This is a genomic window from Terrabacter sp. GCM10028922 (assembly GCF_042666095.1).
Classification (GTDB): Bacteria; Actinomycetota; Actinomycetes; order Actinomycetales; family Dermatophilaceae; genus Terrabacter.
The window spans coordinates 111,392-125,024 of sequence record NZ_JBHTFG010000030.1; the positions used below are offsets into that span (position 1 = coordinate 111,392).

Annotated in this window: 10 protein-coding genes; 6 read left to right on the forward strand and 4 right to left on the reverse strand. The window is 70.6% G+C overall.

The genetic code is table 11. From position 1 onward, the window contains the following. The first annotated feature begins 330 nt into the window (after positions 1-330). Positions 331-1,299 (forward strand): SDR family oxidoreductase, encoded by a 969-nt coding sequence (locus ACFQU3_RS20085; protein ID WP_385913049.1) that lies wholly within the window; start codon positions 331-333, stop codon positions 1,297-1,299. Further along, on the forward strand, positions 1,296-2,012 hold the full coding sequence (locus ACFQU3_RS20090) for a hemerythrin domain-containing protein (RefSeq protein ID WP_385913051.1): 717 nt from the start codon (positions 1,296-1,298) through the stop codon (positions 2,010-2,012). Before ACFQU3_RS20085 ends, ACFQU3_RS20090 begins: the two co-directional genes overlap by 4 nt. Here ACFQU3_RS20090 and ACFQU3_RS20095 read toward each other — a convergent pair. Continuing rightward, positions 2,009-5,446 (reverse strand): BTAD domain-containing putative transcriptional regulator, encoded by a 3,438-nt coding sequence (locus tag ACFQU3_RS20095; protein WP_385913053.1) that lies wholly within the window; start codon positions 5,444-5,446, stop codon positions 2,009-2,011. The two genes, ACFQU3_RS20090 and ACFQU3_RS20095, sit on opposite strands and share 4 nt — an antisense overlap. A 224-nt stretch (positions 5,447-5,670) precedes the next feature. Between ACFQU3_RS20095 and ACFQU3_RS20100 the strand changes: the two genes are divergently transcribed. After that, positions 5,671-6,153 carry a hypothetical protein gene (locus ACFQU3_RS20100; RefSeq protein ID WP_385913055.1) on the forward strand — a complete coding sequence of 161 codons (483 nt, stop codon included), beginning with the start codon at positions 5,671-5,673 and terminating at the stop codon, positions 6,151-6,153. A 228-nt stretch (positions 6,154-6,381) separates the two neighbouring features. Here ACFQU3_RS20100 and ACFQU3_RS20105 read toward each other — a convergent pair whose 3' ends face one another. The 3 genes from ACFQU3_RS20105 to ACFQU3_RS20115 form a co-directional block, all read right to left on the reverse strand. Next, the gene (locus ACFQU3_RS20105; RefSeq protein WP_385913057.1) at positions 6,382-6,612 is read right to left on the reverse strand and encodes a hypothetical protein; all 231 of its coding nucleotides are present in this window, start codon (positions 6,610-6,612) and stop codon (positions 6,382-6,384) included. A gap of 292 nt (positions 6,613-6,904) precedes the next feature. Continuing rightward, positions 6,905-7,552: a LuxR C-terminal-related transcriptional regulator gene (locus tag ACFQU3_RS20110; protein ID WP_385913059.1), complete on the reverse strand. Its 648-nt coding sequence runs from the start codon at positions 7,550-7,552 to the stop codon at positions 6,905-6,907. A gap of 30 nt (positions 7,553-7,582) precedes the next feature. Next, positions 7,583-9,379, reverse strand: a complete 1,797-nt coding sequence (locus ACFQU3_RS20115; protein ID WP_385913061.1) for a sensor histidine kinase — start codon at positions 9,377-9,379, stop codon at positions 7,583-7,585. Between the two features lie 191 nt (positions 9,380-9,570). On the opposite strand from ACFQU3_RS20115, the gene ACFQU3_RS20120 reads away from it, so the two are divergent. From ACFQU3_RS20120 to ACFQU3_RS20130, 3 genes are read left to right on the forward strand one after another with little or no spacing between them, the layout of a single operon-like run. Beyond that, entirely contained in the window at positions 9,571-11,424 is a 1,854-nt protein-coding gene (locus tag ACFQU3_RS20120) for a TRAP transporter substrate-binding protein (RefSeq protein ID WP_385913063.1), read from the forward strand. Further along, complete coding sequence (locus tag ACFQU3_RS20125; RefSeq protein ID WP_385913065.1) at positions 11,421-11,774, forward strand: response regulator transcription factor; 354 nt, start codon at positions 11,421-11,423, stop codon at positions 11,772-11,774. Before ACFQU3_RS20120 ends, ACFQU3_RS20125 begins: the two co-directional genes overlap by 4 nt. Positions 11,775-11,777: 3 nt before the next feature. Next, on the forward strand, positions 11,778-13,316 hold the full coding sequence (locus ACFQU3_RS20130) for a sensor histidine kinase (RefSeq protein WP_385913067.1): 1,539 nt from the start codon (positions 11,778-11,780) through the stop codon (positions 13,314-13,316). The last annotated feature ends 317 nt before the right edge of the window (positions 13,317-13,633 follow it).

The window sequence follows — 13,633 nt, forward strand, 5'->3', positions numbered from 1 at the left end:
ATAGGTGTTCACACCGTACACACTGGGATGCCTCGACAAGGTGCCGGCTTGAAGGAGCGCTTCGGAGGTCCTCCCGAACGCGGGGGCCACGTCGGCACATCCGGCAACTAGGGCCCGATGCCGCGCCCCGCGTCGCGGCGGTACGACGCTCCAAGGGGGGTGCCGACACCGACGTCAGCCGGCTGGCACCGACGAGCCGCCGGAGCGGAGCGTCCAACCCGACTGACGAGGGCGCCCGGCGACGCCGGGTCCAGTCCGGCGCAAGCGCGGCTCAAGACCGGTCGGTCACTGTCGTGGACATCAGCTTGATCCGTCCATGACAGGAGCCCCATGTCCACCCCCACCACCCCCCGCATCCTCGTCCTCGGTTCCACCGGCCTCATGGGGCGCGAGGTCCTGCGAGCGCTGAACGAGCGCGGCGTGACCCCCCGGGTTCTCGTCCGCGACCCGGCCCGCCTGCGCATCACCGACGTGGCCGACGTCCGGGTCGGTGACCTGCGCGACCAGGCCACGCTGCGTGCCGCCATGGCAGGCGTCGACGCGGTCTTCCACATCTCCCCGCACGAGGTAGACGAGGTGGAGCTAACCGCGTCGGTCCTGCAGGCCTGTGAGGAGGCCGGTGCACGGCTCGTGTTCGCCGGCATCCACATCACCGCCTCGAACCCCGTCGCGGCGTGGGCGATGCGGACCCTCTACGGCAGGCTGCTCCCGAAGTACCGCGGCAAGATCGCGATCGGCCGCCTGGTCGAGACCTCTGCCACCAGGCCCGTCCTCCTCGGCGTCAGCAACTTCATGCAGAACGACGAGGTCCTGCTCGACGTCATCCGCGCAGGCCAGTTCGTGCACCCCTGTCACCGCGGCGGGCTCAACCGGGTCGACCTGCGCGACCTCGGTGAGATCGCCGCCAACGTCCTGCTCGACCCCAACGTCCCGGCGGGTCCGTACCCCGTGGTGGGGCCCCGGTCCCTCACCGGCCCGGAGTGCGCGCAGGTCTGGTCCGAGGAGCTCGGCGTGCCTGTCTCGTATGCCGGTGACGACGACGCCGCACTCGAGGCCGCGCTGACCGCGCATCTTTCAGGTCAGCGTCTCGCGGACTGGCTCTCGTCCTTCCGTGCCCTGCGCGGGTTCGCAGTCAAGACCAAGACGTCCGAGGTCGACGCGACGGCACGCCTGCTCGGCCGCCCGCCGACGGACTTCACCGACTTCGTCCACCGCATCGTCGTCGAGCACGGGCTCGCGCCCGCCGCGCACGCGGGGGCGGACGGCATACCCACGCCTGTCACGGGGGCACACCGGTGAGCCAGGTCAACCTCCCCGGCCAGACCCACGTCGCCGACGGCCCGCACGACCACACCGGGATGTACGTCATGCACCATGCCTTCCGTCGCGACCTCGCTCGCTTCGCCTCGGGCATCGCCATGACCCCCCTCGGTGAGGTCGACACCTGGTCGGCACTCAGCCGGCGCTGGGACCGGTTCACACACGTCCTGCACGAGCACCACCACGCGGAGGATGAGCACTACTGGCCCGTCCTGGACGCCGCGGTCACCACACGAGGCACCGGGTTCGACCGTGCGGAGGTGGAGGCGATGAGCACCGAACACGCCGAGATCGACCCGGCGCTGGCAGCCCTCACCGGCGCCTTCCACGCCATGGTCCAACACCCCTGCGAGGACCACCGCCACGCTCTGGAGATCCGGCTGGCCGGCCTCCGGGAGGTGCTCGGCGCCCACCTCGAGCACGAGGAGACCGTTGTCCTGCCGCTCGTCCAGCGGGTCATGAGCGCGGCTGACTTCGCCGCCGTGGAGCGGGCGATCGAGTCCGGCTACAGGCTGCGCGACGCGCCCTTCCTCATCGGGTGGGTTGTCGACGGCCTGCCCACGGACGTCCGCGAGCGCATCCTCACCCGTAGCGGTCCGCCCTTCCGGATCCTGTATGCCGTGGTGCACCGCGCGCACGCCCGTCGCGAGCAGCGTGCCTTCCGCTACGGCGGGCTGCTCGGAGTCGCCTAGAAGCCGAACCGGCGACGGTGCTCCGCGAACCGGTCGAGGAAAGCGGTCAGCCCCCACTCGCCGGCGAGGGCCGCGCCCCTTTCGGCGGCGGTGCGGGCCGCCGCCCTGTCGCCCGCGGCGGCGAGGGCGATTGCGAGGAAGCAGTCGACGGGGCCCTCGAGGTTCGCGATCCCGGCCACGGCCATCCGGCCGGCGAGCGGGCGCAGGCGGCCGGCCACCTCCCGGGACCGCTCGACGTCCCCGGCGACTGCGGCCGCGAAGGCGAGGGTGGCCAGGTCCGTCGACTCGCTCCAGTCCTGCGGCGGGAACGGCGCGCCACCCAGGAGCTGCCCCACCTGCTCGCTCTGGCCGGCGACGGCGAGCAGGTGGAGGACCGGCATACGCGTCATGTCGTCGACCACGTCCGGGTCGAGGCCGAGCATCTGGTCGGCGAGGGCGCGGGCCGACGCCGCGTCCGACCCGGCGAGGACGTAGGCGATGCCGAACTCGATGTACTCGGTGGCCGGGATCGACATCTTCACCCCGGTGAGCGTGCGCAGCTCGTCCGCCACGGCGGCTCGGTGGCCGTCCCCGCGCAGACCGGCAAGGCTCAGCTCGACGAAGCGGAGCGCGAACTCGACGAAGGAGAGACGCCGCCGCCGGGCGATGTCGAGGGCGGCAGCGCTCGCGCTCTCCCACGTCTCCAGGTCGGCGGCTTCGAGGGCGGCGCCCGCCATCCCGGTCAGCGCAACTGCCTCCGCAGCCACGTCCCCGCTGGCTCGAGCGGCTGCGACCTCCTCCACGGCCAGCGCCCGCCGCCTGTCGAGCAGGCGGCACCGCCACAGCGCGAGGGACGAGGTCCGCGCCGACCAGGCAAGCAGCGCCGCGTCCCCGAGCCGCCGGGCCATGGCCATGCCCTCGTCGACGAGCGCCTCGACCTCGGCGTCCGAGCCCCGCTGGTAGTACAGCTGGGCTGCCAGCGCCTGCATGAGCGTGCTGCGCTCCGCCGAGTCGCCAGGGTCCAGCTGGGCGAGCGTGGCCCGGAGGTCGTCCACCAGCTCGTGGTCGACCACGCCGTACTCCATTGGCGTCCAGACCCCGTAGCGCGTCAGGGCGGCGACAGCAGCCGCCACCCGGGCAGGGTCCTCCAGCGTGCGGGCGACGGCCACGGCAGCGCTGACGGCAGCGACGCTCTCGCGCCACATTCCCCCACGGGCGGCGCTCTGGTTGAACCCGAGCAGGAGGTCGTAGCGGTCCTGAGCCGTCCCGGACGGGTCGACCGCGTGAGCGTCCAGCGCGGACTGGAACAGGTCGGCCGCCTCGACGTTGGCGAAGTCGTCGGCCGCGAGCGCCCCTGCCGCAGCCGCAGCCGGCCAGGCGCTCGCGGCGTACAGGGGACCGGCGGCCAGCCAGTGGTGGGCAAGGTCGAAGGCGCGTTCGGCGGGACTGGCGGCTCCGGGCGGAGCGGCCTCCAGGGTGCGGGCGATTCGGGCGTGCGCCCGGGCGACCCGGTTGGGCGTGGTCATGGCGAGGACAGCATCCCGGGTCAGGGCGTGGTCGAAGGCCAGCATCCCCTCGCCGCTGTGGATGATCCCCGCCTCCTGGGCGGGCTCGAGCCGGTCGAGCAGCTCGTCGGCGTCGAGGTCGGCGACGCGTGCGAGCAGCAGCGGTGCGTGCTGACGCCCCAGCGCTGCGGCGAGGAGCAGGAGCTCGCGGACGTCCTCGGGCAGGTCGCCGAGACGATGCCGGACGACCGACTGGACGCTCGCCGGGACCTCGTCTGCGACCCGGCCGGAGCTTGCTGCAAGCCGCGCCAGCTCCACCAGGAAGAAGGGGTTGCCGTCGGTCCGGTCGCGCCACTCCTCGACCGCCTCGGCGTCGGCCACCTCACCGAGGATCGAGGTGACGAGGACGTGAGCCTCCTCGACCGCCAGCCCCTCGAGCTCGAGCATGCGCGCACCGTGCCGCGCCAGGGCGGCATCCAGACCGGCGAGGTCCGAGCCACCGCTCGAGACGGGACGTCGGGTGACGACGACGGCAACGCGGTCGCCTGGCACGAGGCTGCCGACGACGTGGGCCAGACACCGCAAGGTCGGCGAGTCCGCCCAATGGAGGTCATCGAGGACGACGAGCAGCCCGGCGCCTCCGGCGTCCCCGGCCGCCTGCCCAAGGGCTCGGGCGATGGCGTCGTGGGTGGCGAAGGCGCGCTCGGCGACCGCGTCGTGGTCGTCGGCCCCCCGCTCGTGCTCGTGGAAGAGCTCTGGTGGCATGGGGATGTCGAGCCGGGTGAGGAGCTGTCGCCAGGGCCACAGGGGTGGGGCCCCGTCGTCCGCGGAACAGCTGCCGAACGCCGCGGTCATACCGCGGCTGGCGGCCTCGGTGATCGCCCAGTCGACGAGGCGCGACTTTCCTGCGCCGGCCTCCCCGACGATGCGGAGGGTGCCGGAGCGACCCTCGCGTGCATCAGTGAGCAGCTGCGTGATGGCGTCGCGTTCCCGCTGACGACCGACGAGCGGACGCTCACCTGTCGCCATGGACCTGGACAGTGGTGTCGGCGGGGAGTGGGTGGGGGCGGGCGATGACCGCTCAGCCGACGGCCCTTGCGCCCCGGTGGGTCCTGGCGGCCTCAGCCAGCCGGTGAGCACCGCCTCGTCCTGCTGCAGGAGGGCCGACTCGAGGTCTCGGACCTCCGGGCCGGGGTCGATCCCGAGCTCGTCATCGAGGAGTCGTCGCAGCCGTCGGATCGCGTCCAGCGCCTCCGCCTGGCGCCCGGCTCGCGCCAGCGCGAGGGCGTGCAGCGACCAGCCACGCTCGCGCAGCGGATCCCGGGTGGTTGACTGCTCGGTCAGGGCCAGGACGGTGGCATGCTCCCCGAGCGCGAGGAGCCCGAGCGCGAGGTCGTCACTCGCAGTCGTGCGCAACCCTTCGAGGGCGGCGCGCTCGGCGAGGACGTCGGGAGGGTCGGCCAGGTCGGCGTAGGGAGTGCCCCGCCAGGTGCGCAGCGCCTGCTCGAGCCCGTCGACCTGCTCCTCGACCTGGGCGCGGCCTGGCCAGCTGTCGTCCGGCCCGGTCGCGAGCTGCGAGGCGAGCGGGTCGAGGATGCGGTGTCGAGAGCGGATCTCGTCGACGAATGCGGTCGCGTCGACCGAGGCCCGGGGAAGCGCGAGCCGGTAGCCCGCGTCCGAGGTGAGCAGGACCGTCGGCTTCGCACGTGGCTGCAGTCCGGGTTCGAGCAGTCGCCGCAGGCCCGAGACGTAGGAGTGCAGGGTTCCGAACGCCCCGGGCGGCGCGTCGTCGCCCCACATCAGCTCGACGAGGCGGTCCGCGGAGACGACCGCGCCAAGGTCGAGCACCAATGCCGCAAGCAACGCACGATGCTTGCGCGCCGCGATGTCGACGGACCCCGCCGGCCCTTCGAGCGCGGTCGCCCCGAGGACGCTCACCTGCACCGACACGGCGTCACCCTACTTATCACCGGGACCGCAGGGCGTGGGTTTGCCGATTATGGCTCCGGCAGACCTCCTCCCATGGGAGAGGCCCCTGACCTGGAAGCGGGTCACCCTCGCGTCGCTCACGAGCGACCCAAGCCCGGCTCAAGTGACGCAGAGCAGCCTGGCGTGCAGCGGTTGGTCCGGGGAAGGCCCGGACACGGCATACCGCCCGTCTCGGAAGGACTGCCATGACCACCGCCCATCACCCGACCGCCCCGGACCGCAGCGTCCTGCTGTTCACCGTCGCGCTCGCCGCCGTGTCCCTGGGAGGAGCCGTCGTGTCCGTGACGAGCGGCCTCGCCGCCACGGTGCTCGACGCCATGGGGCCCAACGGGCGACTGTCGATCCCGGCCCCGATGATGCTCGTGCAACTCCTCGTCGCCGCGGTGGCTTCCGGGCCCCGTCGCCGGCCCGCCCTCATCGCCGGCGTACTGCTGGCCGTCCTCGAGTCGGTCTGCATCGTGTCGGGCTTCTTCGACGGCGGCTACTCCGATCCGGCACTCACGGGGTGGCAGAGGGCCGGCCAGCTCCTGCTCGTCGCGATGCTCGCCGTCGTCGGGGTGGTCGCCGCCCGCCGGGCGGCACGGTTGCGACCAGGTGCCGTCGCGTTGCGCCCCGCCACGCAAGCCATTCCGGAGCCCGCGCGTGGGGACGCCGTCAGGGTGCCGTGAGCCGTCGGGCCGAGAAGAGGACCAACCGCGGCTCGATCTCGCGGCGGTTTACCCCATCTCGTAGCGTCGTTCTCGGGGCGACCCGTTGTGTGGAGCGAGCAGTTGATGAGTCTTCTCACCAACAGGAACGCCGTAGCCTTCCGGGGAACACAGGACAGCCACAACGAAGGCCCGGACCTCGCTCTACGGGGTCCGGGTCTCTCGCGTCAGGGCGGCACGTTGAAACTGTCAGAGGGCGGCCCTGCCGACGTTGTTCAACAGGACGATCTCGTTGTGGATGTTGCGCTTGTCCGAGAGCCGCGCGTGGGCGTATGCCTTGGTGAGCTGGTCGACGGCCACCTGGACCGTGTCAATGGCTCGTCGTGACGGCGGATCCGGCACTGGCGAAGCGGTAGCGGCGGCCGGCACGGCGAACAGGCCGGCGGCGACGACTGCGATGGCGGCGTTGCGAAGGTTCATGACAATTCCTTCTGGAAGTACGAATTCGCTTGGGAGTCAAGCGATGTGGTGTTGGATTGGGCTGCGGATGTCCCACTTCCAGAGTCGACTCAGAGGCCGATTCGCACATTCGGACAACCACTCGACCCGCGCACCACCGCCTTGGTGTTTCCCCGCATCCGTGCCATCGCGAAGGGCTATGAAGGGCGCAAATTGCACCGCGATCCACGGCCGACGGCACACTCGGGCGCTCGGGCCCCAGGACGTCTCACCGGGGCCGGTCAGTCCTAGGTGGAGATCCGGCTGCTCCGTGTCAGGCGCTACGGAGGAAGGTGAGCACGGCCAGGACGCGGCGGTTGCTCTCCGAGGACTCGTCGAGCCCCAGCTTCGTGAAGATCTGGCGCACATGCGCCTCGACCGTCCGGTCGGTGATGAACAACCGTCTGCTGATGCCCTGGTTCGTCAGACCCTCGGCGACAAGAGCAAGAACCTCGCGCTCTCGCTCGCTGAGCGCCTGGATCGGGTCATGCGTGCGGCGCTTGCGGAGGAGTCGCGCCACGATCGTCGGGTCGACGACGGTCTCGGCCTCGGCCACCCGCCGGAGGCTGTCGATGAGCACATCGCCCGAGAAGATCCGCTCCTTGAGGATGTAGCCGATGCCTTCGGGCTGGTCCTCGATGAGACGCAACGCGTACGCCGACTCGATGTAGTGCGACAGCACCAGCACCCCGGTGCCGGGGAACTCGGACCGGATCGCGGCCGCTGCGACGATGCCCTCGTCGGTGTGCGTCGGAGGCATCCGGATGTCGACGACGCAGACATCGGGCCGGTAGACGCGGACGTGGTTCATGAGCGTGGTGGCGTCGCCGGCCTGGCCCACGACGTCGACCCCACCGGACCTGAGCAGCGCAACGACGCCCTCGCGCGTCAGCAGCGTGTCGTCGGCAACAACGGCTCGCACGGGGCCTCCTCGTTCATGTGACGCATTGGCTCAGTCCCTTCCTGTGCGCAGGTCACCACGAGGCACCGTCCCCGGGGATGACTCGCGGCTGACCGCCGGAGCCGCGAGCGGCAGCTCGAGCTCGATCCGGAGGCCCTTGTCGTCGGGCGAGACCTCGAGATGTCCGCCGAGCGCGTTGACGCGGTCTTCCAGGCCGGCGAGACCGATGCCCGCCGCGGCGACGTCCACGTGGACCCGTAGGGCGTCACCGTCGTGCACGGCATACACGGTGGTGGGTCCCGCGGTCGCCGCCTTGGCGGCGAGCAGGTATGCCGTCGTCTCCACCACCGCGGAGAACCGTCGCTCCGGAGCGTCGACGACACGGACGTCCATCGACTCGCTCAAGGCCGCGCACGCGCCGGCGAACCCCTCGGTGAGCAGGACGACCGGATGGAGTCCGTTGGCCAGCTCCCTGAGGTCATCGACCGTCGCCTGGATCTCCGCCTCCGCCTCGTCCACCTCGCCGTGGTCTTCTCCGGTTGTCGTCCTCAGCAGGCGCAGACCCAGCAGCAGGCCGACGAGGCGCTGTTGGGCGCCGTCGTGCAGGTCGCGCTCGAGCCTGCGCCGTTCGCGGTCTCCCGCCTCGATGATGCGCACGCGAGAGTCGGCGAGCGCGTGCAGCTGGGCGAGTCCTTCGGCGCGCAGCCGCTCGTTCTCGAGGCCCAACCGGGCCGCCGTGACGACCTCACGAACGGCATCCGGGCTGTCGAACAGGCCGGGGCGGTGCACCAGGACCGCGATCTCCTGCCCGTCCTCGACGAGCCGGCTCGTCGCCCGCCCGGGCCGGTCCGTCACGTCCACCGCCGCGAGGTCGACATCGCGGTAGGTGCCGTCCACGGGATAGGCCACCTGGAGCGACGGGTCGTGCAGCCACTCGGCCAGCGCCTCGCGCATGCCGCCGGCCGCCGCCTCCCGGTGCAGGTCGACGACCAGGCCGGTGACGCTGCGCCGCATGGCGCGCGCTCGCAGCAGACTGAAGGCGACGGCGAGGGCCAGTGCGGCCAGAGCCGCGAGCTGCACCCACCACGGGCCGTGGTCGGTCATCGACCCGCCCACGAAGCCGCGGTCGAGGCTCAGGAGGAGCTGTGCTGAGACGGCTACGAGGTAGACGAGGCCGATCATCCACACCGCGCCACGCGCCCGGCGCGACGCCGGGCTCATCCGTGCCAGGCCGAGGAGGAGGACGACCATCGTGATCGTGGCCCACGCCAAGGCAGCGGTCATCGCCGGTCGCGACAACGTCATCGCCACGTCCGGGTCGTCCCGCGCCAGAAGGAGATTCGTCGGGCAGTCCGAGCACCCCTGGGCCTGGGGGTCGGAGAACAGGGCGGGCACGAGTCCCAGTGCCCCGACGAACACGAGGGCTCCGGCAATGAGCAGATAGCGCTCCACCCGCCCGTCGACACGCCCGGATGGGAAGGCAAGGACCACCCACGTCGCGGCGACGGGCACGGCGATGGTGAGAAGCAGACCTATGGAAAACACCGCAGCAGACAGGGCTCCAGCGGCTGCGGCCCCTGGGATGTCCCACTCGGTGGTGAGCAGGAGGCATGCGACGAGGATCAGCAGCCAACCGAACCGGTTCGTCGGTCTGGCGAGCCGGTGCACGATCCCGACGCAGGCAAGCAGTGCCACGGTGCACAGCAGAGCCACCTCCGACAGGATCGACTCGCCCATGTCGGAGAAGCCCGGCGACGCGGCGACAACGCGCATCGTGAACCAGACGATGCTCGCCTCGAGAGCCAGGACCACGACAGTCCACGTGACCTGCATGGAACGGATCGACACTGCCGAACGTGGGGCACGCCGGCCTACTGCCGCACCCTCGGTCCGCATAGCCCGCATGAGACCCAGAATCCACCCAAGGTGCGTTCCAGGACTCAGTGTTGGCACTGATTCGCTTTGCCGATTGGCCGGCGACACTGGCGTCAAAGCGCGAGACTATTAGAGCCTCGAGGCACCGAAGGGAAGTGCCGGCCATGACCCGAAACACGAGGTCGACCCTGGCGCTCATGGCGGCCGTCGCACTGGGCCTCGCCGGTTGCGCCTCCTCAACACCCAACCGGGCCGGCGGCCGAGACCTCCCAGAGGTCACCGTGCTGGAGATCGCCCAGCTCAACGACGTTGCGCCCGCGCAGGTCCGGGCGTATGCCGCAGAGGTGGAGAAGCAGTCGCACGGGTCCCTGAGCCTCTCCTTCAACGACAACTGGCACAAGGGCGAGATCGATTTCGAGAAGAACACCCTCGAGGACGTGACGAGCGGGCGGATGCCGGGTGCCTGGGTCGGCGTCCGGGCGCTCGACCTGATCGGGGTGACCTCGTTCCAGCCGCTCGTGGCGCCGCTGCTCGTCGACAGCCAAGCGATGCAGGAGCGCATCTTCTCCGAGGGCATCCCGCTCGAGATGGCCCGCGGCCTCGAGGGGCACGGCCTGGTGGCGGTCGCCGTCCTGCCCGGCCCCATGCGCAAAGTGCTCGGGGTGCACAAACCGTTCCGTGAGCGCGCCGACTTCCGCGACACCGACCTGGGGATCCAGGGCGGCGGCATACCGGAGGCCACGGCGATAGCCCTCGGGGCGACCTTCACACGAATGGCGTCCGGCGCGAACCTGGCCGGGGCCGACGCGTACGAGCAGCAGGTCGAGAACATCTTCGGCACCTTCTACGGACTCGAGGCGAAGTACATCACCGCGAACGTCAACCTCTGGCCGCAAACCATGGCGGTGGTCCTCAACGAGGCGTCCTACGGTTCGCTGACCGACGGCCAGCGGGAGGCCCTGCGCACGGCCGCAACGACAGCGATCCCGGCGGCCCTCGCGGCGACTCGGCGCGAGGAAGACGCCGCCGTCGCCAAGCTGTGTGGACAGGATGTCGCGTTCCCGCTCTCCTCGGACCAGCAGCTCGCCGCCCTGCGCCATGTCGTCCAAACGGTTTACGACGAGATTGCTGACGACCCGGGCAACGCCCGAATGCTCGACCGGCTCACCGATCTCAGGGCCTCCGTCGCAGCGCCGCCGGACGTCTCGGCGTGTCCCGCCCCCGGCCCCGGTCCCGGTACCGGCGGGGGGGCGTTCCCGGAGGGAACCTACGACATGGTGCTCGACAACGACCTGACGTCACAGTGCACGGATGGCTCGGCGCAGGGCACACCCGGGCGAAAGTCCTGGTTCTCCCTCGAGGTGCGTGGCGACCGAGTCACGATGCGTCAACGCATCGACAGCCAGACTGCGCCCCAGCAGATCGCGTACGACATGGTTTACCGCACCCTGCGCGACCAGGTTCAGGTCGACAACCTCACCGCGAGGTGGTCTTTCGACGGGACCGCCCTTCGGCTCAGCGACCTGAGCGGCGGCTCGTGCGGCGACGCCGCCATCTGGACGACCAACCCCTGGGTCCTGCGATCCGGCCCCGCTCAGGACGCATCAGTTCCGGACGGTACGTACGAGACGGTCCTCTCCACCGACGATCGCCACCTCTGCGATGGCCAGCCGGACGCCGCAGGCCTCAACCCCCCGAGCGGCCCAGGGGGCAATCAGATCTGGTACATGAGCATCACGCTCGAGGGCGGAGCGGTGAGGGCGTATGCGCGCGAGGGCAGCCTCGTGGCGACGGCCAACATGTGGTGGGTGGGCAGCTACCGCGTGTCAGGCAGCACTTTCGAGCTGACCCAGCTCACGAGCGTAGACCACTTTCCGACTATCCGCCGGGCCCGGTTGATCACCACCGTCACGTTCGTCGACAGGACCCTGACGCTCACACCTGTGGGCTCTTGGCCGTGTGACGCCAGAGTCGTGTGGACCCTCCACCCGTGGACCTTGACGAGGAAGGCGTCATGAGTCAGACGCTCGTGATCATCGACGACCACGCCGGCTTCCGGGCCTTCGCACGAGCGCTTCTCGAGGCGGACGGCTTCGACGTCGTCGGGGAGGCCGCGGACGGCTCCTCCGGTACCGAGCTGGTATGCCGCCTCCTGCCCGACGTCGTGCTGCTCGACGTCGTCCTGCCCGACGTCGACGGGTTCGCCGTATCCAAGCGCATCGCGGACAAAGCGCCTCGCTGCGCCGTGGTGCTGACCTCCACTCGCGGTCGCAGCTCCTACGGCGCACGTGTTGCGGCCAGCCCCGCGCGTGGCTTCGTCAGTAAGAGTGAGCTCAGCGGCTCTGCGCTGGGCCAGCTGACGGGGTGACCCATGGCTTGGATCGGTCTACTCCATGCAATCGACCTGCTGGTCGGGGTGGTCGTGCTCGCTGCCGGCCTCGCGTCGTTGCGGTTCGGCAGGGTCGCCCGGCTGATGGTCCTCGTCGGGGCGACCTGGCTGGTCGGCAGCTTGTTCACCGCGGCCGTCTTCCTCCACCGTGGTCCGCTCGTGCACCTGCACCTCACCTACCCCACCGGGCACTCCAGGCGCCGCTACGTCACGGTCGTCATCGGAGCGGCATACCTGTTGGCCGTTTTCGAGGCGTTCGTGCCCACTGCCGCACTCACCCTCGGACTCGCGCTCATGATCGCCGCTGCGGCGATCGACGTCTTCGTACGCACCACAGGCCCCGCGCGCAAGGCGGGACGGCCGGCCCTGTGGGCCGCCCTCGCGTTCTCCGCCGTGCTCGTGACGAGCGCGCTCAACCAGCTGCTGGACTGGGACATCATCGTGCCCGTCCTGCTGGCGTACGACGCGGTCGTCGCCGGCGCCGCTGTCGTGCTGGCGGCCGACCTGCGGTGGGGTCGCTGGACCGAGTCGACCCTCAGTGACCTGGTCGCCGACCTCGGGCGAACGTCCGACACAACCGGGCTGACCGGACGGCTGCAGCGAGCCCTGGGCGACCCCAGCCTCACGGTCGGCTACTGGATCCCGGAGCGGGCGGCATACGCCGACGACCACGGCGAGCCGATCGAGCTTCCGGCGGACGACGGTCATCGCACGGCCACCCACATCGACGACGAGGGCCGGCCTATCGCCGTGCTGCTCCACGACCGGGCTCTGCTCGAGGACCCACGGCTGGTGAGCGGAGTCGCGACGGCCGCGAGGCTTGCGATGACCAACGCGCAGATGCTCGCCGACATCCGGTCGCGCGTGGACGAGCTCACCGAGTCGAGGCGACGCATCGTCGCCGCTGTCGGCGATGAGCGGGCGCGGATCGCGGACGAGCTCGCCGGCGGCGCGCAACGACGGCTCACCCGCGTCTCCGACCTTCTAGACCACGTCGCGACGGCAGGCCTCTCAGGTGACCGGAACCTCACCATGGTGCGAACGGAAGTCGTACGGGCGCAGGAGGACCTCACGACGTTCGTCCATGGAGTCCGCCCGGAGGCCCTCGTGGAGGGTGGCCTCGGCGCGGCCGTGCGTGACATGGCGGGACACTTCCCGTTCCGGCTGGAGGTGCGCGTCGATGCGGGACGGCTTCCCGACGCGCTCGAAGGGGCGTTGCTCTTCTTCTGCTCCGAGGCGGTGACCAACGTGGCGAAGCACGCTCACGCCACCCGGTGTCGGGTGACCATCAGCAGCGAGCCGCAGCAGATCCTGGCCGTCGTCGACGATGACGGGGTAGGTGGGGCGGATCCATCCGGCTCAGGCCTGCTCGGCCTGACCGACCGGATCGAGACGATGGGCGGCCGGTTGACCGTCATGAGTCCCCGCGAAGGTGGCACCCGCCTCGAGGCAAGGATCCCGCAGTCGGGCTACGCCGCGGAGCACACAGATCCAAACAACATTACAAGCGAGGCCAAATGACTTGGGTTCGTCCCTGGGCTGGTCGAGGATGATCGCGTCACTGGCTCCGTGCATCCACCGAACTCGTCATCCCAACTATGAATCCCGGCCCAGGCAGGTCGACCTCGCAGATTCCACAGCGCGAAATGGACTAACGCGGCGGGATGGGCGCCCAAAGTGGCCGCAGAGAGCGGGATCGCACCGGCCAGGGTCACGCGGCCTGGGTGGGGTGCCCAGGGGATGGCGGGTCCCTGGCTGGCTAGGGGAGTCATGGTCGGGGAGTTGACGGACGCCGTCCTGCGGACGGGCGCCGGTCGAGTCCTTGTGACTGTGACATG